The following is a 25,106-nucleotide window of genomic DNA, read 5'->3' as shown; positions in this document are numbered from 1 at the left end:
AAATCAATAATATACTGTTTCTTTATGATGAATGCAGCTCCATCCATTTTAACGGAATGGGAACTTCATGCCTCCGCCACCCTTGCTCAGCTTTTGCATTTGTTTCATCATTTTGTTCTTGCCGCCTTTGGCGCTTTTCGGGTCCATCATATCCGAGAACTGCTTCATCATGCGACGCATCTCATCAAATTGCTTGATCAGACGATTTACTTCGGCTACGGATGTTCCGCTACCTGCTGCAATCCGCTTGCGCCGGCTGTGATTAATTACTTCCGGATGCTGTTTCTCCTGCACCGTCATCGAATGAACAATCGCTTCGATCCGGCCTACCTGTTTGTCATCGACCTGCAGATTTTGTGTTTGTTTCATTTTGCCCATGCCAGGCAGCATATCCATAATCTGATCCAATGGACCGAGCTTTTTGACCTGATCCATCTGCTCCAGGAAATCTTCGAACGTGAACTCGGCATTGCGCATTTTGCGCTCCATTTCCTTGGCCTTGTCCTCGTCGATATTCAGCTGGGCTTTCTCGATCAGGGAGAGCATGTCGCCCATACCGAGGATACGGGATGCCATACGTTCCGGATGGAACACTTCGAGTGCATCCAGCTTTTCACCCAATGTAGCAAATTTGATCGGACATCCGGTTACTGCTTTGACAGACAACGCGGCACCACCGCGAGTGTCGCCATCCAGCTTGGTTAGTACTACACCTGTGAGCTGGAGCTGATTATTGAAGTTCTCAGCCACGTTGACAGCATCCTGACCGGTCATTGCATCAACAACCAGCAGTACTTCATCGGGATTGGTTAATTCATGAATCTGGCGAAGCTCGTCCATCAGCGTCTCATCAATATGAAGACGACCGGCGGTATCAATAATTACATAATCATTGTTGTTGGTCTTCGCTTCCTGCATCGCCTGACGTGCAATCTCTACAGGACTTGTCTGATCACCCATCGAGAAGACGGGAACATTGATCTGTTCACCAAGAACCTGCAACTGCTTGATCGCAGCCGGGCGATAAATATCACCGGCTACCAGGAGTGGACGATGATTTTGCTTTTGCAACATCCGTGCCAGCTTCCCGGAAGTAGTTGTTTTACCAGCACCCTGGAGACCCACCATCATAATTACGGTTGGTGGCTTGGTTGCCTTGGCCAGCTTGGACTGCGTACCACCCATCAGTTCAGTCAGTTCTCTGTTTACGATATCGATGATGACCATGCCCGGCGTGAAGCTTTCCATAACTTCTTTGCCGACTGCTTTTTCTTTGACTTTGGAAATGAATTCCTTAACGACTTTGAAGTTAACGTCTGCCTCCAGAAGAGCCAGTCGTACTTCACGCATTGCTTCAGCTACATCTTCATCGGATACTTTACCTTTACCACGAAGTTTGCTGAATACATTTTGCAGCCGTGTCGTCAATCCTTCAAATGCCATGTGTCCTCACCTCGCTTTCATTTCATTCTTCGATAAGCTGTATCGACAGCAGAATCCATGTCGTCTGCTGTATTTTGTTACATTCGTACATTTATATAGTATACCGCATCCGGTTATGTAGTACTAATCCGGTCCTGCGAATGTATCGTTGCTAATCCGGTTTACAGTCGGTCGATGCTTTCCAGATGATCCATGATCTCAAGCGCTTCTGCCTGATGATGCTCATCCAGTCCACTTTGATGAAGCGCAGTTTTGAGCTTCTCCAGTTCTTTGGCCCGCTGATAATGCTTGTCCATTAGTCCAAGCTTTTGTTCGTACATTTCCAGAACCTGTTCCGCACGCTTAATGTGCTCGTATACGGCCTGACGGCTAATATTGAACTCGGCTGCAATCTCACCAAGAGAATAGTCATCATGGAAATAATATTTGAGAAACATTTGCTGTTTTTCGGTCAGCAGCAGTTCATAAAAATCAAAAAGTAAATTAATCCGGTTCGTTTTTTCGAGCCGATTCTCCTGACTCATCCGGGACACTCCCTCCGTCAAGGAAAAACACTTTACAGCACATCAACGTTTTATATCATATCGAAAATGAAATAAGATGTCAAGCATTTTACCTTAACATTTATTCATAAAAAAATCCCGCTCATTTCAGCGGGATTTTGGATCATATCAATCATTGTATTTTGGGTGCTGTAAGCAGAGTAAGAAGGGTTAAAAAAATCCAATTCCTACTTTCATAAATACTACTTTTAACGAAGCGGCAGCAGGTAGAACAATACTGCAAAGAAATGAAGAATGCTGCCTGCCAGTACAAATAGATGCCATACAGCATGATGAAAAGGAAATCCGCGCCATACATAAAATACGGTGCCCAGCGTGTACATAAGTCCGCCAGTAATAAGCAGTGCCATGCCTCCCGGCGCAAGTGATGCCGTAAGTGGTCCCCAGGCGATGACAATGAGCCAGCCCATTAATAGATAAAAAATAGTCGACATGAACAGGAATCGTTTGACAAAGTAAGCTTTGAACGCACAGCCGAACAGGGCTATTGCCCATACTACTCCGAAAATGCTCCATCCGAGTGTCCCTTTGACAGCGAGCAGCATAAATGGAGTATATGTTCCCGCTATAAACAGATAAATGGCTGAATGGTCGAAGATTTCGAATAAATCTTTGGCTTTTCCGTCTTTGAAACCGTGCACGAGTGTTGAACTGATATACAGCAGCAGCATGGTAATTCCATAGATCGTGAAGCTCACGATGTGCCATGGCGTTCCTTTCAGGCTGGCAAATGTAATCAGTATGGCGAGCGCAGCGATGCTGAGAACCGCACCGATTCCATGAGTGACCGCATTGGCCACTTCTTCCCTGCGTGTGTAAGTGTACGTATCCGCCATAATTCACTTCCTCTCTTCGTTTCCGTATCCAATCCTCTTTATCTGTCTCTATGGGAATTCTGTGTTGTCTGTTTTCCAGCCATATCCTAATCCAAGCCAGAGCTACTCTATAATGTTGATCCGAATTGTAGATACTCTCTTCATTGTAAACCTATTTGCCCTGACATTCCACCCGGGCGCCTTACCAAGACGGCATATCTTTAATACCTGCAGTGTTATTGTTGGTCTGCTTCAGCCTGCTCGGCCTCTTCTTCCGCCTGAATCAATCCAGCGAACAGAGCATGAACGAACTGCTCACTGTCAAACGGCTGCAGATCGTCAATTTTCTCGCCAAGACCGATAAATTTAACCGGCAGATTCAGTTCCTGACGGATTGCAACGACAATACCGCCTTTGGCTGTACCATCCAGCTTGGTCAGTACCAGACCTGTTACTCCGCTCTTCTCTCCAAACAGCTTAGCTTGACTCAGGGCATTCTGACCTGTAGTTGCATCCAGCACCATCAACACTTCATGAGGAGCATCCGGAATCTCGCGCTGGATAACGCGGAAGATTTTGTTGAGCTCTTCCATCAGATTTGTTTTGTTCTGCAGGCGTCCTGCGGTATCGCACAACAGCACATCAACGCCACGCTGTTTGGCTGCACGAACAGCATCATACATAACCGCTGCCGGATCTGAACCGGACTGCTGTTTGATTACTTCAACACCTGCACGCTGTCCCCATACTTCCAGCTGCTCAATAGCACCCGCACGGAATGTATCACCGGCAGCAAGCATGACTTTTTTGCCTTCCTGCTTAAAACGATGTGCCATTTTGCCGATTGTAGTTGTTTTACCTACACCATTTACGCCGACAAACAGGATGACTGTAATATCATCGGTACTCATATTAAGTCCCGGATTCTCATCCCCACGCAGCAGCTCGGTCAATTTCTCGGACAATACCGGTTGCAGGTCAGCTGCATCTTCGATTCGTCTTTTCTTGACTTCAGCGCGCAAATCATCAATAAGTGTCATAACTGTATTGACACCAACATCCGCACCAATCAGAATCTCTTCCAGCTCTTCGTAGAACTCTTCATCGATTTTTTTGCGACGGATGACCAGATCAGATACTTTCTCGACGAACCCTTTACGTGTTTTTTCCAGACCGTCACGGAATTGCTTGGTGACTGTTTCTGTTTTTTGGGAAATGCTCTCTTTTAGTTTCTTAAAAAAGCTCATAGAATGCCTCCATTGGTATATGCTTTGTTCAAATTATGATTGATAAATAGGAGTGAGTATGATGAAAAGACTGGATTCCATGTAATGTTTCCACTTTCACTATATCTGTCCCTGTATCATTTTATTTCACTTTCACCTTATATGTGCCTATATCGCCCGCTGAATACTGGCAAGCCGGTTGTCAAGCAATATCCGCTTCGTCTACATCATCAAGACGAACAGAGACGAGCTTGGATACTCCGCCTTCTTCCATAGTGACACCGTACAATACATCGGCTTCTTCCATGGTACCTTTGCGGTGAGTAACCACGATAAACTGGGTCTGACCGGAAAATTCGCGCAGATACTGGGCGAAACGTACTACATTGGCTTCATCCAGCGCTGCTTCTACCTCATCCAGTACACAGAATGGAACCGGCTTGACCTGCAAAATGGCAAACAGCAGGGCCATAGCTGTCAATGCACGCTCTCCGCCGGATAATAGCTGCAGGTTTTGCAGCTTTTTGCCCGGGGGCTGGGCTACAATATCAATCCCTGTCTCCAGCATCCGCTCCGGATCAGCCAGTACCAGATCTGCACGGCCTCCACCAAACAGCTTGGCAAATACAGTGCCGAATTGACCACGAATCGCTTCGAACGTATGCTTGAAACGCTTGGACATTTCATCATCCATTTCCTTGATGACCTGATACAAGGCTGTTTTGGCTTCGATCAGATCATTTTGCTGCTCGGACAGGAATTCATAGCGTTCATTGACGCGCTGATATTCCTCGATCGCTCCCAGATTCACATCGCCCAGTGCAGTAATCTGCGACTTCAGACCGCGTACTTCCTGCTCCGTATTCTGCACATCTTCAGGCAGTTCATAACGCTGCTTGGCCATTTCATAAGTCAATTCGTAATCGGTTTGCAGCTTGGACAGAATATTCTCCAGCTCTACGTCAAGACGATTGACTTGGATCTCTGTTTTGCGCAGCTCATCCTCTATGGTCTTGAGCTCATTACGTTGTTCACGGGTTTTGTTTTCTTCCTGATCCAACTTCTGCTGCAGTCTGGTTCGTTCCGCACGTTTGAGTTCCAACTCTTCGCTCGTCTCAGTACGCTTGCGACGCAGACGAACAAGATCTTCCTGCTGGCGCTGCTGTTCGCGGCTATTTTTCTCCAGATCCTTATCGATAGAAGACAACTGCTCACGATTGCTTTCCAGCTCACGTCCGTAATCCTGGGATTCTTCCTGGGTACGAGACATTTGCTCTTCCAGCGAGAAAATTTCCTGGCTGAGTTTGCCTTCACGAATTTTGAGATCGGTCACTTTCTCCTGAAGCTCTTCTTTTACCGACTCATTCGATTTGCGTGCCTGCTCGGCCGCTTGAATATCCGCCTGGATTTTCTGCTCCTGCTTCTGTAGTTCAGCAAGTTTCTGTTCGGATTCTTTGCGCGATTTGGAAATAGCAGCAAGTTCTTCGTTATACGTCGTCTTCTCTTGACCATACAGTTCATACTGCTCGTTCACATGACGGAATTCATGCTCCAGCTGTTTGAGTTCGCCGGCAGCCTGCTGTTCTTCCGTACGTTTGCGATCGCCTGCAGAACGCAGCTGATCCAGTCTGGTCTCCGTATCCTGCAGCTGCTGACGCATCTGTTGAATCTCCTGTTGCAGGCGCTTGATCTGTGCTTCACTCTCGATAATCTGTTCACCCAGCTGATCCAGCTGGCGCTTGCGTCCCAGCAAATTAGTGTTTTTCTTATGCTGGCTTCCGCCTGTCATGGAACCACCGGCATTGACTACATCACCTTCGAGTGTAACCACACGGTAGCGGTAACTTAGCTTCGCGGCTATACGGTTCGCCTGTTCCAGCGTCTCGGCAATAACGACACTACCGATCAGACTGCCGACAATAGAGGCATACTGTTCATCATAGCCAACCAGTTCAGCCCCGATACCTACAAAGCCTTCGGCACTCTCGGCCAGACGCTTGTCACTGTCCTGAATACGACGGGGACGGATAACATTAAGCGGCAGGAACGTTGCACGTCCCAGCTGACGTTGCTTCAAGAAAGCAATCGCACGGCGGGACGTTTCTTCATTCTCCATAACCACATGCTGAACAGAGGCACCCAGTGCAGTTTCCATTGCCTGCTCCAGATGCTCAGGCACCCGAATCAGCTCTGCAACTGCACCATGTACACCGGGCAGCTGATTATTTCGGGATGCTTTGAGCACTTCTTTGACACCTAGCATAAAGCCTTCAAAGTCTTCCTGCATTTCTTGCATCGTATCACGCCGGGAAATAAGTGCTTCGCGGCGCTGCTCCCATTTGCGGATAGACGTCTGCATTTCTTCACCGGACTTCTGCAGGGCATGCAGCTGCTCACTCTGCTGGATATAATCCGTTCTGACTTTGGCAATTTCCTTGGCTAGCTTATCCATAACTGAAGTCAATGTACTTTTACTTTCTTCCAGACGTTTTTTCTCATCACGCCATTTGCCGGATTCGCTCTCTGCCCGTACCATACGACGCTGCGTAGCTTCAGTCTGTTGGTCGGCATAACGGATTTCGTTACGTGTCTGTGCCATCGTATTCATGAGCTCGAGCAGATCACCTTTGAGGCTCTCTTCCTGGTTCTGCTGAATACCTCCATTAATACCGGTTAGCCGTTCTTCTTCATGAATGAGTGTCTGCTGTAGACTGGACAGCTGTTCAGTCAGCTCAGTTAGCCGTGTCTGAAGCTGTTCGGTCTCGCCGGTACGCTGACTGGTACGCTCTTCACTACGCTCCAGTGCCGCTCCCAACTGTCTACGATTGTTCTCCAGATTCTGGCGACGCTCCTTGAGCAGTTCACCCATTCCTTCTGCTTTCTCTGCCTGTTCGCTGTACTGCAGCAGCAGCTCTTGCAACCGCTCAACAGCCTGCTCTGCTTCACGGAGGGCACCGCGCTCATTTTCCAGCTTGGCATCATGACCAGCGACTACGGCTGCCAGTGCTTCTTGAACCTTTTCCAGTTCCTTGAGCTTGTCTCCTGCCAGACTCCATGCCGTATGAATGCGTTCGATCTCGTGTACATAGAGCGATATCTCTTTATGTTTCAGTGCTTCCTTGAGTTCTTTGTAATGCAGCGCTTTGGCTGATTGCTCTTTGAGTGGTCCGATCTGATCTTCCAGTTCGTGCACCAGGTCAAAAATACGCAGCAGATTCTGCTCCGTATCATCCAGCTTGCGGACAGCATCCTTTTTGCGGGACTTGTATTTGACAATACCGGAAGCTTCCTCAAAAATACCCCGACGGTCTTCCGAACGGGTACTGAGTATCTCCTCGATCCGCCCTTGTCCAATAATCGAATAGGCTTCCTTACCGATACCGGTATCCATAAATAGCTCGGTAATATCCTTAAGACGACAGGTCTGCTTGTTGATCAGATATTCGCTGTCTCCACTGCGATGAACGCGGCGAGTCACTGTCACTTCATTAAAATCAAGCGGCAGTGCCTGGTCTTCATTATCTAGTGTGAGTGATACTTCCGAATAGCTGACTGCCTTGCGCGAGTCACTGCCCGCGAAGATAATGTCTTCCATTTTGCCACCGCGCAGAGATTTGGCACTCTGTTCACCTAGCACCCAGCGAATCCCGTCAGAGATATTGCTTTTGCCGCTGCCATTAGGTCCAACGACGGCTGTAATGCCTTTGACAAACTCCATTTCCGTCTTGTCGGCAAATGATTTAAAACCGGATAATTCAATTCTTTTCAGGAACATAGTTCGTGTTCACCTCTACTGCTATTGTAGCATAATTACCTGCTGCTTCATCAATGGAAAAAGAGCAAAAAGCGGTCGTGCCTCTTGTACTCCTCAAGGGGGCTATGACTGCTCTTTGCTCTTTGTTTGTCCTGTAATTGTCAGAAAAGAGAATGTTATTTCAGCTTCAACCGGTTCAGTGCAGCAGATGCCGCGCGTTGTTCCGCTTCTTTTTTGGAGCGGCCTGATCCCTGGCCAAGGCTCTCTTCTCCCATATATACTTCCGAGACAAACTCCCGCTCATGGGCAGGACCTTTTTCCTCGACGATACGATACTCCAAAACGCCCATATTATGATGCTGGGTAAGTTCCTGCAGTTCCGTTTTGAAGTCCATCATCTGGAACTGGCCACCGGGCGATATGCTTGAGAATACATACTTATCCAGGAAAGATTTTACGGCATCCAGGCCTTGATCCAGGTACAACGCTCCTATAAAAGATTCAAATACATCTGCGAGCAATGCCGGACGCTGACGTCCGCCTGTCAGTTCTTCTCCTTTGCCGAGCAGAACATAACGTCCAAAATCAAGCGATTCCGCAAACTTCACGAGTGAAGGCTCACAGACTATAGCTGCACGCAGCTTGGTCAGTTCACCTTCCGGACGTTCGGGATATTCATTGTACAGATACTCCGACACCGTCAACTCCAAAACCGCGTCACCCAAAAACTCCAGACGTTCATTATCCTGATGCTGACTGAAGCGATGTTCGTTCACATAAGACGCATGTGTGAACGCCTGTTTGAGCAGCTGGCGGTTATGAAACTGAATTTGAATTTGTTGCTGTAGCTGTTTCACATCTCCGTTCAAGAAACTGACTCCTTACGCTTCAAATTTCTTCAGGATGATCGAGGCATTATGTCCCCCGAATCCAAAAGAGTTGGACATTACTACATTCAAATTGGCCTGACGTGGTTCATTCGGTACATAATCCAGATCACATTCCGGATCTTGATCATGCAGATTGATCGTTGGCGCAATAATTTGGTTTTGCAGGGACAATGCACAGATCAGCGCTTCCACGCCGCCCGCTGCTCCAAGCAGATGACCCGTCATGGATTTTGTGGAGCTGACAGCAATATTCGCTGCATGCTCGCCCAGTGCCATTTTGATCGCACGAGTCTCGGACTTGTCGCCTACAGGTGTAGATGTACCATGAGCATTGATATAATCAATATCTTCCGGTTGGATACCTGCGGTACGGATCGCCATCTTCATGCAGCGTGCCGGTCCATCCGGATCGGGTTCTGTCATGTGGAAAGCATCTGCACTCAGGCCATAACCAATAACCTCTGCATAAATGTGAGCACCGCGTTTTTGCGCATGTTCCAGAGATTCCAGAATCAGTATGCCCGAACCTTCGCCCATTACAAATCCGTCACGTCCGGTATCGAACGGGCGGCTGGCTGCAGTCGGATCATCATTGCGTGTAGACATGGCGCGCATCGAACAGAATCCTGCAAGTCCGGTAGGACGAATCGTCGCTTCCGCTCCGCCGGTAATCATAACGTCTGCTTCGCCACTTTGAATAAATTTGAAAGCATCCCCGATAGCGTGACTGCCGCTCGCACAAGCGGTGACAGGTGCTACGTTGGGTCCTTTCGCTCCATGAATGATGGATACATGGCCGGAAGCCATATTCGCAATCATCATCGGGATGAAAAATGGACTGATGCGCTTTGGACCTTTTTCCAGCAAAATGCTGTGCTGATCTTCAAACGTCCCCAGACCACCAATACCGGAACCAATAATAACGCCGACACGTTCAGGATCTGCATCTTCACGCACATTCAGCTTGCTGTCTTTGAGCGCTTCGGCTGTAGCAGCTACTGCAAATTGTACGAAACGATCGAGCTTGCGCGCATCTTTGCGTTCCATATATTCTTCCGGGTTAAAATCATGAACCTGTGCGGCGATTTTCGTAGGATAGTCGCTCACATCAAATCCTTGAATCGGTGTAATACCGGACTTGCCGGCCATCAAATTATTCCAAAATGTATCTTTGTCTTTGCCCAGAGCTGTCATGACTCCAAGGCCTGTAATTACCACTCTATGCTTCAAACACATTCACCTCATATCGACTGCATGTGTATATTTTGTATTCACTCCGATAGACGCCAAAAATGTGGAGAAGTCCCGACCTGCAGTATATCGCAGGTAACGGGACTTATGATCCTTAGGTATGAGATTGTATGTAGTTCACAACTTCACCTACGGTCGTAATTTTCTCCGCGTCTTCATCAGAAATTTCCAGGTCAAATTCATCTTCCAATTCCATAACGAGTTCCACCACATCGAGGGAATCTGCGCCAAGGTCATCTTTGAAAGAAGATTCAAGTTTAATATCAGCCTCGTCAGCGCCTAAACGGTCGATAACGATGCGTTTTACACGCTCCAAAACATCAGACATCCGGTTCACCTCCTCTTCCAAGTATTATACGAAAATTGTAGATAAAAATCTATATAAGCATCTGTAAGAATGCCCTATATATTACATGTACATTCCGCCGTCTACATGAAGGGTCTGACCCGTCATATAGGAAGCAGCAGGCGAGACCAGGAAAGATACTACTTGAGCAATCTCTTCCGGTTGACCGAGCCGTCCCAGAGGAATGGTGTTCAGAATGCCGGCACGCTGATCTTCGTTTAGTTCATCTGTCATATCGGTAGCGATGAAGCCTGGTGCTACACAGTTAACAGTGATTCCGCGCGAAGCGAGCTCACGGGCCGCAGATTTGGTCAGACCAATCACTCCTGCTTTGGCTGCCACATAGTTGGCTTGTCCAGGATTACCCTGTACACCCACTACAGAAGAAATATTGACGATCCGGCCATAACGCTGCTTCATCATTGGACGTGTTACTGCTTTGAGACAGTTGAATACGCCTTTGAGATTGGTTTCGATGACCTGATCAAATTCTTCTTCTTTCATACGCATGATCAGATTATCACGCGTAATCCCTGCATTGTTGATCAGAATATCCAGTCTGCCAAAAGAATCATTGACCTGCTTGACCATGGCTTCTGCCTCATCGGTCTTGCCGACATTGGCCTGAATAGCAATAGCTTTCACACCCATGGCTTCGATCTGGCTTACAGTCTCCTGGGCAGCAGACTCACTGCCTGCATAGTTGACAGCTACATCGGCACCGGCAGCAGCCAGCGCAAGCGCAATACTGCGTCCAATACCACGGGATGCTCCTGTAACCAGTGCAACTTGCCCTTGAAGCGGTTTACTCATTTCCAACCATTCCTCCCTCTTCAGGTACCATTCATAATAGATGCTGAGTGGTTATCAAGTTAAGCCTGTATCAGGCGTCAACTTCAATAGCTTCCAGACTTTCCAGGCTGTTGACATTGATGAGTCGTACATTTTTATCGATCTTTTTGATCAGGCCAGTCAGTACATTGCCTGGTCCAATCTCGATAAATGTATCTACACCTTCGTTAATAAGGTAACGCACACTATCTTCCCATAATACAGGAGAGTATACCTGTTCTACCAGCAGGGTACGGATATCATCTCCCGCAGTGACCTGGCTGGCCGTCACATTAGCTACAACCGGAACTTTTGCATCCTGAATTTGTACCTCCTGCAGGCGCTCGCCGAGACGTTCGGCCGCAGGCTTCATCATGGAAGAATGGAAAGGTCCACTCACTTCCAGTGCAATCGCACGCTTGCCACCAATTTCCTTGACCCGGCTGGCAACAGCATCGACGCCTTCCCGGGAACCCGATACCACGATCTGTCCCGGACAGTTGACGTTGGCCAGCTCTACCGCATGACCAGCTGCTGTAATCTCCGCACACAGTGTTGTCAGCGCTTCGCGCTCTGCACCCAGTACAGCTGCCATTGCCCCCTGACCTGCCGGTACAGCCTGTTCCATAAATTGTCCGCGGGCGCGGACAATCGCTACCGCATCCTCAAAGGATAATGCTCCAGCTGCCACAAGTGCACTGTACTCACCCAGGCTGTGTCCTGCGACATAGTCTGCCTGGATATTACGAGCCTTGAGTGCTTCCAGCAGCGTAATACTGGCTGTCAGCAGTGCAGGCTGCGTATTGACAGTCTGTTTGAGTTCTTCTTCCGGACCTTCAAAAGCGAGTGTACTGATAGGAAAACCAAGCACTTCATCAGCCTTGTTGAAATACACTGCCGCTTCCGGCATTGCATCATATACATCTTTGGCCATGCCTGCTTTTTGTGCTCCCTGTCCGGGAAACACAAATGCGATTTTACCCATTCAAAATAACCTCCTGAAATCCGTCAATTATATTTGATCATTCATTTGCTGTCATGCTCATGCAGTTCTAATACTAACATGATCACCCGTTACCATACCAGTACGGATGCTCCCCATGTCAATCCACCGCCAAAACCGACCATTACAACACGGTCGCCTTCTTTGATTCGTCCCTGTTCTACAGCTTCTACCAATGCCAGCGGAATAGAGGCTGCAGAGGTATTGGCATAGTTCTGTACGTTGACCATCACACGATCTTCGCTCAGATTCAGACGTTCCATCGCAGACTGGATAATACGGATATTCGCCTGATGGGGAATAAACAGATCGATATCATCTTTGGAGATTTCTGCTTTGCGCAGTACTTCCTCAGTCGCTGTTCCCATAACACGTACTGCGAATTTGAATACTTCGCGGCCACTCATCTGGATAAAGTGCTGTTTGGCTTCCAGGGTATCTGCAGATGCCGGTGTTCTGGAACCACCAGCCGGCAGCTTGAGCAGTTCGCCGCCTGCACCTTCTGCTCCCAGGTCGAAGGATTTGAAACCGCGTCCTTCGCCAACTTCACCGATCACTACTGCACCGGCTCCATCACCGAACAGTACGCATGTATTGCGGTCTGTATAGTCTGTAATACGGGACAATGTATCTGCGCCGATAATCAGCGCATTTTTGTACATGCCCATTTGCAGCATGCTGGTTGCAGCTGCCAGGGAATAGACAAACCCGGAACACGCCGCAGACAGGTCAAAAGCTGCTGCTTTCTTGGCGCCCAGCTTTTCCTGCAAAATGCAGGCTGTAGAAGGGAAAGACATATCCGGTGTAATGGTTGCGATAACGATCAGATCCAGCTCTTCAGCGGTAATGCCGGCAGAAGCAATCGCTTTGACAGCTGCTTCATACGCCAGATCCGAAGTCGCCTGATCCGGTGCAGCGATATGGCGTTCACGGATACCCGTGCGGCTGACAATCCATTCGTCGTTCGTCTCTACCATTTTCTCCAGATCTGCATTTGTTAATATTTTTTCGGGAACATATTTTCCTGTTCCGATAATTCCGATAGGCACAACGCTCATATATGTCACTCTTTTCTCGCTAATTTCCATGATGGATAGAATCTGCAAAACCGTGCAAATGACAATTCAACAAAAACCTATTGTATAACTTCTTTGGAAATGTTGGCAACCAGTCCGCTGCTGACAGCCACTCTTGCCTGACGTACAGCGTTCTTGATCGCGCCTGCATCGGAAGAGCCATGGCTTTTGACAACCAGCCCGTTGAGTCCGAGCAGCGGCGCACCGCCATGTTCCTTGTAGTCCAGTGTATCCTTGAGGCCGCGCAGTTCGGGCATCAGCACTGCTGCTGCAAGCTTGTTCTTGAGCGATCGGGTAAAGCTGTCCTTGAGCAGGGAGAAAATCGCCGAAGCTGTTCCTTCCATGGACTTGAGCAGAATATTCCCTGCAAACCCGTCGCACACCAAAACATCGCATACCCCGTTCAGAATATCCCGTGCTTCTACATTGCCTACAAAGTTGATCGGCAGTGCTTCAAGCAGCGGAAAAGCCTCTTTGGTCAGTTCATTGCCTTTTTGGGCTTCGGTACCGACGTTCAGCAGTCCGATCCGCGGATTGGCTACTCCCTGAACCTTTTCCCGGTAGATACTGCCCATCAGTGCATACTGTGCCAGATGCTCGGGCTTGGCATCCATATTCGCTCCCAGATCCAGAGCGAGTACACCGTGACCGTCAATTGTCGGAATCATCGGTGCAAGTGCCGGTCGCTCGATACCCGGCATCCGTCCAACCACGAGCAATCCTGTTGTCATGAGTGCTCCGGTATTCCCGGCAGAAATCATCGCATCAGCTTCGTTATTCTTGACCATCCGGCCTGCGACTACCATCGAAGCATCCTTTTTGCGCCGTACGGATTTGACCGGCTCATCATCCGGTTCAATCACTTCGGATGCATGTACAATACGTAGATTGGAAGGGATCTCGGACAGCAGCGGTCGCATCCGCTGTTCATCACCCACCAGGATGATTTCTGTATCCTTCCACTCTTTTGCTGCCTGTAATCCGCCTAAGACATTGCTGTCTGGAGCATGATCTCCCCCCATCGCATCAATCGCGATTCGCATGATCAAGTCCTCCTTCATCGTGTTCTTCCCCGTCTGACCGGTAAATCACAAAGTTCCCCTGGAATACCATTTCCTCGCCTACATAGGTCAGCACTTCCACTCTGGCTTTGCCTTTGCGGGCTGCACCGGACTGTACATAGGCTTTGGCAATACATTTTTCTCCCAGATTCACCGGACGTACAAAACGCAAATCCGCCGAAGCTGTAAGAGCTATCGCATCATTGATTACAGCGACAGCCAGCGAGTTGGCCTGGGCAAAAATGTGGTGGCCCCGGGCAATATGGTTACGCGAGAATACATGCTCCTCACGAATCTCAAAAATCGAAATACCACTCTTGTCCAGCTGCAAATCAACAACTTCCCCAATGACTTCATCCAGCGGCAGTGATTTGACCTGATCGTAGGAACGCTCAGCCATCAGCTTCATCCGCTCACGCAGTTCGGGAATCCCCAGCTCCATCCGATCCAGACGAATCGTCTGAATACTGACTTTGAGCTGCCGGGTCAGTTCCTGATCCGTAACAAATGGGTTATCATCAATCATTTTGACAAGCCGCTGCTGCCGCTGCCTTTTGGGCAAACGTTCGATGGCCACACACCTCCCTTGTTCGCTGTTGCTTCAATCCATAATGACATTCGAATAATGTCATCCTTCTCTTATAAAGCTATATGTAAACCTGTTGGTTTTGTTTTAGAACCTGGTACTAAGAATGTAGTATAAAGCATATTTCCGCAAAAAGAAAGAGGCAGTCCTATCTTCTTCGTCAAACCCTTGTATAGCAAGGACTGACAGCTGATTTGTAGCATACTCTCTGCTATTATGTCCCCGATATTCCTGCCAGGAATTCCCTAAGCAAACAAAAAAGTAGCACTTCATCAAGTGATGAAGCACTACTTTTGTGAAAGACTATTGTTGTACAATCTCTCTTTGCTTGTAAGTTCCGCACACTTTGCACACGCGGTGAGATAATTTCATTTCTCCGCAGTTTTCGCATTTTACCATACCTGGTACTGCCAATTTAAAGTGTGTACGACGTTTGTCACGACGTGTTTTGGAAGTTCTCCGTTGAGGTACTGCCATCGTTCCCACCTCCTTAATCTAGTTGAATGCCATTTAACACTCTGAAAACAGAGTTATCAAATCATTTGAAAAAATCCTTAAGTCCTGCCAGCCTAGGATCAATCGGCCGGTTATCGCAATCACAATCCTGTTCGTTCAGGTTGACTCCACATGTCGGGCACAGTCCTTTGCAATCATCCTTGCATAGAACTGACGCCGGCAAATCCATTAAAGCAGCTTCTTCCAGATAAGGTTGAAGTTCAACAGTATCGCTATTCACGTATACTGAATCATCTTCCTCGGCTACGTTCTCCGGTTCTGCGCCGTGTCTGATTTCTTCCTGTATCGCTACATCAAGATGCAGATCTACAGGTCTCAAACAGCGTGCACACGCCATCTGTAAGTCAAGCTTCAACGTTCCGTTCACATCAACAGCCTGATCTACTCTGTACTTCGCTTTTACATCCACATGTAAAGGTGAAGCTGACAGGATATCGTTACGTCCGCTTTTTACAAAGCCGGAATCAAGTGTCTGATGAAACTCTATAGGCTGATCGCTCTGCGCCATTTTTCTAAATTGGAATTGCATCATTATCACTCCAAACAAACAAAAATTATTATACCGATTAATGACTCTTTTTGTCAACGTATGATTTATTAATTCAGTATAATGATATCGTAAACTTATCGTTTATACTTACAATTATAAATTGCGCATACCGTTTATTTTACCATATTTTTACCGAAATGAGGAGAGTATTTATGAAAGTTGCAGGCATTATTGTAGAATATAATCCGCTGCATAACGGACATCTACTGCATATACATAAAACGCGTGAGCAAACAGGCTGTGACGCGGTCATCGCTGTTATGAGCGGCGGATTTACCCAGCGCGGGGAACCGGCATCTTTTAGCAAATGGGCCAGGGCTGAAATGGCGCTGCGTTCGGGCTGCGATCTGGTGATAGAGCTGCCGTCAGTCTATGTAGTGCAGCCGGCAGAATGGTTCGCCTATGGAGCCGTCTCCCTGCTGAACGCAACCGGAATCGTCGATCAGCTGGTTTTTGGCAGCGAAGTCGGTTCACTGTCTGATCTGAGTACGCTGGCTGACCTTCTAACCGATGAGACACCCGAATTCAGACTGCAACTGCAGGAGCATCTCAAACAAGGGCTGAGCTATCCTGCAGCGCTCAGTCAGGCTGCAGGCAGTACAGGATATATCGCACCTCGGACTGCTGCTCTGCTGCAGGAGCCTAATAATACGCTGGGACTCCAGTATCTGATTGCGCTACGGCGGCTGAAAAGTTCCATTATAGCGGGCACTATCCAGCGGGAGAAGTCCCATTACCACGATCTGCATCCTGTTCATAAACAGATCGCCAGTGCGACAGCGATACGCAGGCTCCTGATGGAAGAACCCAGCCAGGCTGCTGCCTATATGTCGGAACAGGTCATGCATATTATTGCCAGTGAAATCGAATCCGGACGCGGTCCGGTTCATGTCAATGCACTCTGGCAGCCGCTGCTACAGATTCTCTCTACCTCTACGCCTGATCAACTGGTCGAGTATTATGATATGAATGAAGGATTGGAACACAGGCTGTTGTCCAAATTGACCTCTTTGGAAGAGTGTTCGGTGACCGGGCTGCTCGCCAGTCTGAAAACGAGACGCTATACCTATGCACGATTGCAGCGGCTCATTGCCCATCTGCTGCTTGGTCACAGGCGTACAGAGCTTACAGAGGAGTCGCTGCAGCAGGGTCCTGGTTATTTGCGTGTACTGGGATTTACCGAGAATGGCAGGCAGCTGCTCAAATTAATGAAGAAAACCTCCACGCTTCCTGTTATTACACGCCCTGCCGATACCGATCATCCCCATATGGAAGCTGATATCCGCGCAACAGTGATACAGGCTTCGGCTTTCGCTACGCAGGATATAAAGCAGCTTTATTCCGATTATTATCGTGCACCAATCAGAATGTAATCTGTCTGCACGCATTCATGTTGGCCATAGATATAGAAGTACCACAAAACGGACACCAACAATATTAAAAGATACATCGATATAGTAAAAACAATGCAAAAGTATAGTAAAAAGCACCGTCCTCTTGTGACGGTGCTTTTTACTATGATCATACAGCATATTTAGTGAGAACCGACTGGCCATCTTCATATATCAGGTTGCTGCAATGATGCATCAAGCTATGCTAATTACGCATAACGCAGTAACATTTATTTGGCCTGACTCAGCTTTTGACTGGCAGCTTGTTCAATTCCTGCAGTGCATCATCCAGTGTACTGACCGGAATCAGCTTCATGGTGGAGTGCATCTTTTGCAGTTGCTTCTGTGCTTCTGCGTAATTGCCCTGAGGAACAAAAAACATCTCGGCTCCTTTGGCCTGGGCGGCTACCACTTTATGCTGTACGCCTCCAATAATCCCTACATTTCCTTTGACATCAATAGTGCCTGTACCTGCAATCCGGTATCCTTTGGTCAAATCCCCCTTGGTCAACTGATTATAGATCTCCAATGTGAACATGAGACCTGCCGAAGGCCCGCCAATACTTGTACTGGCAAAATGAACTTCATGCGCCGGATTAGTCGGTGCGACTTTTTGTACTTCGCCAATCGATACACCAAAACCGACACGTGATTTGCCACTGGCATCTTTGAAGCTCCGTAGTGTAATCTGCTGCTTCACCGTCGTCCCGGCACGATCGAAAGCAACATTGACTGTATCGCCAGCTTTTTTCCTGTTCAGTAATTTCTCCAATTGTTCAAAAGAATCGATCGGTTGACCATCCAGTGTAACAAAGCGATCTCCACCGTGGATCTGTGTATTGCCTTCCGGTACATTGATCACAAATACATATTGTGGCTCAATCGAATAAGCAATCCCTGCCCGGTGATAGGCAGCAGCTACTGCACTGGATTGGGAACTGTTCATATAATAAAGCTGCTCTGCCTCGTATTCCTTGCGGTCCGACTGGGCCGGCTTGGGACCGATCTCTTCGTTATCATCAAATACGCTTCCAATCAGCATAGCCATATTGGCATAACTCACAGCTACGGTAGTCATCATAAAGGTCCCTTTTTCCGTAGGGTCCCCACCACTCACCGTTACCATCGGCTTCAGCTCGTCTGCACTGCCGGGTGCATTAATCACATAAGGCGTAGGCATATAGACAAGCACGTATACGAAAATGATAAAACATACTAAATAAAGCCAAGACCGTTTTGAAGACAGCGGCTGGCGAAGATTTGGGCCGGACATGGGTTTCTCTCCTTTGATATCTGATACACTGATGCCCAGTAGGCGTATGAGCATTCGATCTGTTTCCTTATATTATCCCATGTCCATCCATGCAATTCCACTCCAGATGACTGCTTTAGTGAAGATCAGCCAACAGGAACTTGCGCTGAAGCTGCTGTTCAATTACCGGTGGTACAAAGTCCGACACATTGCCGTTAAAACGGGCAATCTCTTTGACCATACTTGAACTCAGGTAAGAGTAGCGCGGATTGGTCATCATGAAGATGGTCTCTGCATCCGGATTGAGTTCGCGATTAATGGAAGCCATTTGCAGCTCGTATTCAAAGTCTGTCACCGAACGAATCCCCCGTACGATGACCTGAGCTTCACGTTCACGGATATAATTAGCCAGCAGATCACGGAAGCTGTCAATCTCTACATTGGGCAGATCAGCTGTAACTTCCTTCAGCTGGGCTACACGCTCTTCTACGCTGAACAGCGGCTTTTTACTTAGATTATTCAGTACGGATACGATCAATGTATCAAACTGCCGGGCAGCACGCTGAATAATGTCCAGATGTCCCATAGTCACCGGGTCAAAGCTTCCGGGATACACTGCTACACGTTTTTTGTACGTTTCATTATTCATGCTCTGGACCTCCCTGTTCCTCTTCTGGTTCGTACTGGTATACCTGTATAGTCGTCTCGCCATATACAGCCTGACGAAGTCCCTTGAAATGATCAAATTCCTGTGGATAACGATGTTTGGATTCAAACTCCAGCACGATGGTTGCTCCATGATTCAGCAGCTGCCGTTCATGCATTTCGGTCATCAGCTCTATCCCATTTTTCATCCGGTACGGTGGATCCAGGAAGACCAGATCAAAAGCCGATTCTTTTTTGGCCAGTACTTTGAGTGCACGTCCGGCATCGTTACGGTACACCTCTGCCTGATCACTGAATCCAGCCGCTTGCAGATTACCTTTGATAACTTCGATACTCTTGTATTCCATATCAATAAATATGCCATGTTCCATACCGCGACTGAGCGCTTCGATACCGAGTCCGCCTGTACCGGCGAACAGATCCAGAACCATCCCTCCGTCAAAATAAGGACCGATAATACTGAACATGGATTCTTTGACTTTATCCGTTGTAGGACGTGTTCCGTTGCCGGGAACTGCTTTGAGCGGTCTGCCTTTGGCACTGCCTGATATTACTCTCATCTATTTATTCACCCGTTCTCTGATTTAGCATCGGACCCAACAGCAAGCAGCAGGAATTCCTTATCCGCAAGCGTTTTGTCCAGTAAATTACGACGCTATCGTATCATATCATAACCCTTTTTCAAAATCATCGATCAATCCTCTTGCTTTGTTATAGCGAGATTTGCTACAATACTGAACAAACGTTCAGTATCGAGGTGGTATGATGAATAAAAAGCAGTCCCAGAGTGAATTGACCCGCAAAAAAATAAGTGAAGCGGCCCGAGGCCTGTTCGTGCAAAAGGGATACAAGGCAACTTCCATCGAAGATATTGTTGCCGCTACAGGCAGCAGTAAAGGCAATATTTATTATCATTTCAAAAGCAAGGAAGGGCTTTTTCTCTACCTATTAAATGAATGGGATCGTGACTGGCTCGATAAATGGCAGGAAAAACAATCTTCCTATGCTACGGTTACCGATAAACTATTCGGGTTGGCCGAGCAGATTATACAGGAAGAATTGAATCATCCGCTCACCCGTGCAGCCGACGAGTTCTTCAGTAATGATGAGCAAAAAAGTGAAGTGGAAGAAAGAATGAGCAGTATGATGACAGAGCATCTGCAGTTTAACGAGCGGCTGATTCAGGAAGGCATTGATACCGGCGAATTCGCTGCAGGCGATGTAAAAGAAAAAGCAATGGTGCTCGAAAGTATTCTGGTAGGTCTCAGTCAGATGTCCCGCAACGCTTCGATCGAAACCATGCTGACCAGCTATCAATTTGCTATCCGGACATTTTTGCATGGTATTGCCCAAAAGGTATAACAGATATTCAACACCTGATTTCATGAGTTTAATCGTTATCTATAAATACAGACCGAATGTTCAGTATATGAAAATTAATACATGGTATTGTGGAGGATATAATGGCACTCTTATTTCGTAACCGGGCAGCTCTTCTGCTGCTCATGTTTAATATTTTTCTTGTGTTTACCGGGATTGGGCTGGTTATTCCGATCATGCCCACCTACATGAATGAACTGCATATCGGAGGCAGTATACTGGGCTTGATGGTCGCAGCATTCTCAATTAGCCAGCTGATCTTCTCTCCTTTTACCGGTCGTCTCTCTGACCGGGTCGGCCGCAAGAAGCTGATTATTGCCGGAATGGTGATATTCGCTATTTCGGAATGGCTGTTTGCTATTGCGAATGCGCCAGGTCTGCTGTTCGTATCACGGATGATCGGCGGGCTAGGGGCGGCACTCATTATGCCATCCGTTATGGCATACGCTGCTGATATTACGTCCAATGAAGAACGTGGTGCGGGGATGGGATTTATCAATGCCGCGATTACAACCGGCTTTATTATTGGACCGGGAATTGGCGGACTGCTAGCTGAATATGGTATACGTGTACCTTTTTATGCAGCCGCTATTGCCGGATTGATCGCTGCTGTAGCAACACTCATTTTGCTGCCGGAATCATTGAGTCCGGAGCGCCGTGCTCAACTGACCAGCGCGCAAAATGCGGGCCCTCAGACCAGCCTGATTCGTCAATTGATGGAATCATATCGCAAACCCTATTTTCTGAGTCTGGTTATCGTATTCGTCGCTTCATTCGGACTGGCGAATTACGAGACGGTCTTCTCACTGTTTGTGGATCACAAATTCGGCTTCACCGCGCGTGATATTGCGATTATTATTACATTTGGTTCTATCGCCGGTGCTGTCGTACAGGCGACCATATTTGGCTGGATGATCAACCGGTTCGGTGGACAGCGTCTGATCGTAATCTGTCTGATCGCTTCAGCAATATTTATCTCGCTTACGCTGCTCGTACACACGTATTTCCTGATTTTTGTTGTTACATTTGCGGTATTTCTGGCGATGGATATTCTTCGTCCGGCTATCGGTACACAGCTGTCGCAGAATGCAGGGGATGAACAGGGCTATATTGCGGGACTGAACTCGGCCTATACAAGCCTCGGGAATATTGCTGGTCCTGTTGTAGCAGGAGCGCTGTTCGATCTGGATATTAACTATCCTTATGTCCTGGCTGCCGTTGTATTGTGTGTCTGCTTCCTGCTCGCTCTGCGGGTCAAACCACCTAGATGGAATCAGCAGACAGACAGCACACAGGCCTAATATTCAGAAATACGCGATACACTGGAGCTGGAATATAGAGCTGCTGATGGATATTTATCCTCAAGCAGTGTGCATTTATCCAGCAGTTAAATTCAAATAAAACACCTCCGGAAAAGTACTCTTTTCATAAAGAAGCTTACTTCAATGGAGGTGTTTTTATTTTACTTTGGATAGCTTTTAATTAACGATGAATTGCACTCTGGTTCCATTAGGATAATCTTCGAGCCTGTTCCCTACCCACGAGCCTGCTCCGCGGTTATCCGAAGGGCTGATATAACGAATATCTGCACCCGTACCACCTTCCAGACACATTGCCATTGGCCATTCATCACGATCATAGCCGGATTTGGTAGGTACGCCTCGCAATGAATCTTCACGACGATCTTTTGCACCTGCACGATCAATTGTACACACAGCCGAATGACCTTCTGCAATTGCATCGCGGATATGGTCTGCCGTTTCGGGATAACGATCAGAAGGAAAATTCAGCGTATAATCGTAAGCTGCTGCTGCATACACCTTATGTACTTTTGCTTCGCTCTGAAGCAGTACTGGCAATGTCATCATCATTACCAGCATTGTGACTGTTATCCATAGTTTTTTCATCCCATCATCTCGCTTCCATTTTATTGGTAAAAACAAAATCGAGATTAGTTTAAAATATTTTATTTCAATTTTAAACCATTATATGTAAATTTATTCCGTTATTTATGTAAATAAGTTCATAAAAAAAATAACCCTGTCTCGGAAGACAGGGTCTACGTAAAATCTATTTTTCAAAAGGGGTATGTATATATCTTAACCAGCACACCCGAAAATAACCTTATATTCACCTAAAGGATCAATTAAAATTGATGATTATCCAAACCGAGATCTGATTTAGTGATGCTACTAATTATTGTATAGGCATGTGCCGATAAACATCCTATGCCCTGTCTTAGGCAGGAAAGGAGGAAGCATCCATGGATATCCCTGCTTTGTCAATGGCAATGAGTCAGGCTTCTGTCGCTCAGGCTGCCGGAATCCAGGTTATGTCTTTGTCAAAAGATATGATGGAACAGCAAGGTCAACAAATGGCTCAAATGCTCCAGCAAGCTCCGCATCCGAATCTGGGTAAAAGTCTGGACATACGTGCATAATAACCTGTCTGCGGATAGCGTTATAGATGCCTGTGTACTGCATGCAGTACATGTATGAATCCGAAGTTGGGAACAGCACAAAATGCCCCAAGAAATACATACTGGGGCATTTTATGCTGTCTGCCTCTAACTTGCTGTATATGAATGACTATATACGCTGCACTGTATTATACTATTTTAAAAATATCCGTATAAACCCTTCATGTCAGACAATTCTGCACCCGTACTGAAGCATTCACAAATTCAGTTCCTTAATAAACAGCCCACTCCCAGAACTCCAGTGTCTCTGATCCGGTTGCCTGTACTAATTGTTCAGGAGATACCGATTCCAGATAAGCGGTTCCCAAACCCTGAATCAACAGCACAAAATGATTGGCAGCACGCTGCCATTCTCCATCGGCTGTCTCGCTGGTCATCGCATACACTTCGCTCGTCTGTAGATCCAGTAGCAATGTATACGGATCAGATTGAGCAATGCAGATCAGTGCTGCCGGACGCGCTAAACCACTCCACCAACGATCAAATCCGGTCGTTGTGTTAATATGCAGAATCCATTCTACATAATCGTTCTCTGTACCAAAAGTAACATTACACAACCCAAAATGATCCAGATCATACCTACAGATAAAATCTGCAAAATCGGCAGGCAGATTCATACCAAGTTGTTGTTCCAGGCGCCGAACTTGCGCAGTGATATCTTGTTTGCGTTCAATGAGCCGCAGACCATCAACGATATCCTGTAGAGGAATAAATTTGTCATCCAGTTTTTGCTTGATTTCGGTTATGCTCAGCATGGGACCTCCATTAACAAAGTGTACTCATCAAAACTACTGACATTATGATAGCTCATCCAGTGCTGTACGTGCCAATGTCTGCAGCACCGCATCTTCCATCGGCGGATTATGCAGGCCGGCGCGTACATCACGGTATAATCTCTCCAGCGGCAGATTTTTTGACAAAGCTGCTCCGCCCACAATTTTCATCGCTTTGTCCACTACTTCATTTGCCAGATGCACAGCATTGTACTTGACCACCCCAAAATCAGGCCGCATGTGCTTGCGCTGCTCGGGTTCACGATCCCAGCGGTCTGCCACATCGTACATTAGTGTTCGCGCGAGTCGCAGTTCGCTCTCCATTTGTCCGATCCATTGACGGATATGCGGCAGTGTAGCAATGGGCTCATTTAGACTATTAGGAGTATAATGGGCCGCAAATTCCAGTGCAAAGTCACGCGCTGCATAAGCAATACCAAGATAGCAGGCCGGAATATGCAGCAGCCATCCATCCCCATCATCCCGTTCCAATTTGGAAGTCCCAGGAAGATGGATTGACAGTACCTGACGATCCGGTACAAATACCTGATCCAGAATCACATCATGACTGCCGGTTGCTCTCATTCCCATTGTATTCCATGTCTCCTCAATGGTAACTCCCTCACGTGAACGTACCAGGAAATCGCCGATTTCCGGCTGATTCTCAATACCTGCGCTGACAATAAAATCAGTCAGCATAGGGCTCAAAGTGCTGTAGGTTTTCCGTCCGCTTAGCAGCCACCCTCCCTCTGCACGTACAGCTGTTGTCTGCGGACGACCGCCCCGTGTCGGACTCCCCGTACCCCGTTCACTGGCAAATTTATTAATCATATTGCCGTGAGCAACCACATCCCGGCAAAATTCGGAAAAGGTCGGCTCCGGCCAACCGTCCGACTCACGGAAATGAAGCATCATACCGCCATGCCAGCCAGCACTAAGTGCAGTAGATCCGTCTCCTCTGGCAATCCGCTCCTGTACAAGCAGCCACTCATACAGTCCCAACTCTTCTCCGCCATATTTCTTGGCGACTGTCAATTTGGCATAACCAGCATCTTTTAATTCCTGGAAATTCTCAAAAGGAAATGAACCTTCCTCATCATGTTTGGCTGCACGCTTAGCAAATTGTACAGCCAGACGATCCGCCCATGCCGCCAATTGTGCTTCTTTTTCATTACGGATAAATAGATCGATTCGTTTATTGGTCATCTTTTTCATCCTTCCTATCCCACTTCAGACTGTTATCTACGCTCATCA

Annotated in this window: 25 protein-coding genes; 4 read left to right on the top strand and 21 right to left on the bottom strand. The window is 47.4% G+C overall.

The window, feature by feature from the left end:
• Positions 1-48 precede the first annotated feature (48 nt).
• The 15 genes from ffh to H065_RS0113615 form a co-directional block, all read right to left on the bottom strand.
• Positions 49-1,443, bottom strand: a complete 1,395-nt coding sequence (ffh, locus tag H065_RS0113680; RefSeq protein ID WP_017813641.1) for a signal recognition particle protein — start codon at positions 1,441-1,443, stop codon at positions 49-51.
• Positions 1,444-1,604: 161 nt separating this feature from the next.
• Complete coding sequence (gene ylxM, locus H065_RS0113675) at positions 1,605-1,967, bottom strand: YlxM family DNA-binding protein (RefSeq protein ID WP_017813640.1); 363 nt, start codon at positions 1,965-1,967, stop codon at positions 1,605-1,607.
• Between the two features lie 227 nt (positions 1,968-2,194).
• Positions 2,195-2,842: a PAQR family membrane homeostasis protein TrhA gene (gene trhA, locus H065_RS0113670; RefSeq protein ID WP_017813639.1), complete on the bottom strand. Its 648-nt coding sequence runs from the start codon at positions 2,840-2,842 to the stop codon at positions 2,195-2,197.
• A 215-nt stretch (positions 2,843-3,057) separates the two neighbouring features.
• Positions 3,058-4,068 (bottom strand): signal recognition particle-docking protein FtsY, encoded by a 1,011-nt coding sequence (gene ftsY, locus H065_RS0113665; RefSeq protein WP_017813638.1) that lies wholly within the window; start codon positions 4,066-4,068, stop codon positions 3,058-3,060.
• Positions 4,069-4,249: 181 nt separating this feature from the next.
• Complete coding sequence (gene smc, locus H065_RS0113660; protein WP_017813637.1) at positions 4,250-7,822, bottom strand: chromosome segregation protein SMC; 3,573 nt, start codon at positions 7,820-7,822, stop codon at positions 4,250-4,252.
• 155 nt (positions 7,823-7,977) lie between these two features.
• Entirely contained in the window at positions 7,978-8,670 is a 693-nt protein-coding gene (gene rnc / locus H065_RS0113655) for a ribonuclease III (RefSeq protein WP_017813636.1), read from the bottom strand.
• Positions 8,671-8,682: 12 nt separating this feature from the next.
• The gene (fabF, locus tag H065_RS0113650) at positions 8,683-9,921 is read right to left on the bottom strand and encodes a beta-ketoacyl-ACP synthase II (RefSeq protein ID WP_026136225.1); all 1,239 of its coding nucleotides are present in this window, start codon (positions 9,919-9,921) and stop codon (positions 8,683-8,685) included.
• Positions 9,922-10,036: 115 nt separating this feature from the next.
• Positions 10,037-10,270 (bottom strand): acyl carrier protein, encoded by a 234-nt coding sequence (gene acpP, locus H065_RS0113645; RefSeq protein WP_017813634.1) that lies wholly within the window; start codon positions 10,268-10,270, stop codon positions 10,037-10,039.
• 81 nt (positions 10,271-10,351) lie between these two features.
• On the bottom strand, positions 10,352-11,101 hold the full coding sequence (fabG, locus tag H065_RS0113640; protein ID WP_017813633.1) for a 3-oxoacyl-[acyl-carrier-protein] reductase: 750 nt from the start codon (positions 11,099-11,101) through the stop codon (positions 10,352-10,354).
• A gap of 70 nt (positions 11,102-11,171) precedes the next feature.
• A complete protein-coding gene (gene fabD / locus H065_RS0113635) occupies positions 11,172-12,104 on the bottom strand; it encodes an ACP S-malonyltransferase (protein WP_017813632.1) in 933 nt (310 codons plus the stop codon).
• Positions 12,105-12,193: 89 nt separating this feature from the next.
• Positions 12,194-13,180: a beta-ketoacyl-ACP synthase III gene (locus H065_RS0113630; RefSeq protein WP_017813631.1), complete on the bottom strand. Its 987-nt coding sequence runs from the start codon at positions 13,178-13,180 to the stop codon at positions 12,194-12,196.
• A 77-nt stretch (positions 13,181-13,257) separates the two neighbouring features.
• Positions 13,258-14,241, bottom strand: coding sequence for a phosphate acyltransferase PlsX (plsX, locus tag H065_RS0113625; RefSeq protein WP_017813630.1), 984 nt, complete (start codon positions 14,239-14,241; stop codon positions 13,258-13,260).
• Positions 14,225-14,821: a transcription factor FapR gene (gene fapR, locus H065_RS0113620; protein WP_026136224.1), complete on the bottom strand. Its 597-nt coding sequence runs from the start codon at positions 14,819-14,821 to the stop codon at positions 14,225-14,227. Before fapR ends, plsX begins: the two co-directional genes overlap by 17 nt.
• 327 nt (positions 14,822-15,148) lie before the next feature.
• On the bottom strand, positions 15,149-15,322 hold the full coding sequence (gene rpmF, locus H065_RS27395) for a 50S ribosomal protein L32 (protein WP_081604133.1): 174 nt from the start codon (positions 15,320-15,322) through the stop codon (positions 15,149-15,151).
• A gap of 61 nt (positions 15,323-15,383) precedes the next feature.
• A complete protein-coding gene (locus tag H065_RS0113615) occupies positions 15,384-15,893 on the bottom strand; it encodes a YceD family protein (RefSeq protein ID WP_231584385.1) in 510 nt (169 codons plus the stop codon).
• Between the two features lie 170 nt (positions 15,894-16,063).
• Here H065_RS0113615 and H065_RS0113610 point away from each other — a divergent pair, with 170 nt between their 5' ends.
• The gene (locus tag H065_RS0113610; RefSeq protein ID WP_017813627.1) at positions 16,064-17,284 is read left to right on the top strand and encodes a nucleotidyltransferase; all 1,221 of its coding nucleotides are present in this window, start codon (positions 16,064-16,066) and stop codon (positions 17,282-17,284) included.
• 262 nt (positions 17,285-17,546) lie between these two features.
• Here H065_RS0113610 and H065_RS0113605 read toward each other — a convergent pair whose 3' ends face one another.
• The 3 genes from H065_RS0113605 to rsmD all read right to left on the bottom strand — a co-directional run bounded on the left by H065_RS0113605 (position 17,547) and on the right by rsmD (position 19,780).
• A complete protein-coding gene (locus H065_RS0113605; protein WP_017813626.1) occupies positions 17,547-18,575 on the bottom strand; it encodes a YlbL family protein in 1,029 nt (342 codons plus the stop codon).
• 115 nt (positions 18,576-18,690) lie between these two features.
• Positions 18,691-19,203, bottom strand: coding sequence for a pantetheine-phosphate adenylyltransferase (gene coaD / locus H065_RS0113600; RefSeq protein WP_017813625.1), 513 nt, complete (start codon positions 19,201-19,203; stop codon positions 18,691-18,693).
• On the bottom strand, positions 19,196-19,780 hold the full coding sequence (gene rsmD, locus H065_RS0113595) for a 16S rRNA (guanine(966)-N(2))-methyltransferase RsmD (protein WP_017813624.1): 585 nt from the start codon (positions 19,778-19,780) through the stop codon (positions 19,196-19,198). The genes coaD and rsmD overlap by 8 nt, the downstream gene beginning before the upstream one ends.
• A 205-nt stretch (positions 19,781-19,985) precedes the next feature.
• Between rsmD and H065_RS0113590 the strand changes: the two genes are divergently transcribed.
• Both H065_RS0113590 and H065_RS0113585 read left to right on the top strand, forming a co-directional pair.
• Complete coding sequence (locus tag H065_RS0113590) at positions 19,986-20,582, top strand: TetR/AcrR family transcriptional regulator (RefSeq protein ID WP_017813623.1); 597 nt, start codon at positions 19,986-19,988, stop codon at positions 20,580-20,582.
• Between the two features lie 101 nt (positions 20,583-20,683).
• Positions 20,684-21,901, top strand: a complete 1,218-nt coding sequence (locus H065_RS0113585) for an MFS transporter (protein ID WP_017813622.1) — start codon at positions 20,684-20,686, stop codon at positions 21,899-21,901.
• A 177-nt stretch (positions 21,902-22,078) separates the two neighbouring features.
• On the opposite strand, the gene H065_RS0113580 is transcribed toward H065_RS0113585, so the two are convergent.
• On the bottom strand, positions 22,079-22,468 hold the full coding sequence (locus tag H065_RS0113580; protein ID WP_407944424.1) for a NucA/NucB deoxyribonuclease domain-containing protein: 390 nt from the start codon (positions 22,466-22,468) through the stop codon (positions 22,079-22,081).
• 395 nt (positions 22,469-22,863) lie between these two features.
• On the opposite strand from H065_RS0113580, the gene H065_RS27390 reads away from it, so the two are divergent.
• Positions 22,864-23,040, top strand: a complete 177-nt coding sequence (locus H065_RS27390; protein WP_017813620.1) for a YjfB family protein — start codon at positions 22,864-22,866, stop codon at positions 23,038-23,040.
• A gap of 251 nt (positions 23,041-23,291) precedes the next feature.
• Here H065_RS27390 and H065_RS0113570 read toward each other — a convergent pair whose 3' ends face one another.
• Together H065_RS0113570 and H065_RS0113565 are read right to left on the bottom strand one after the other, a co-directional pair.
• The gene (locus H065_RS0113570) at positions 23,292-23,834 is read right to left on the bottom strand and encodes an SMI1/KNR4 family protein (protein WP_017813619.1); all 543 of its coding nucleotides are present in this window, start codon (positions 23,832-23,834) and stop codon (positions 23,292-23,294) included.
• 42 nt (positions 23,835-23,876) lie between these two features.
• Positions 23,877-25,058: an acyl-CoA dehydrogenase family protein gene (locus H065_RS0113565; protein WP_017813618.1), complete on the bottom strand. Its 1,182-nt coding sequence runs from the start codon at positions 25,056-25,058 to the stop codon at positions 23,877-23,879.
• Positions 25,059-25,106 lie beyond the last annotated feature (48 nt).

The organism is Paenibacillus shenyangensis (genome assembly GCF_000346635.1).
Lineage (GTDB): Bacteria > Bacillota > Bacilli > Paenibacillales > Paenibacillaceae > Saccharibacillus > Saccharibacillus dauci.
The sequence above is the reverse complement of the archived record's forward strand: the minus strand, read 5'-3'. Positions and strand labels throughout refer to the sequence as shown.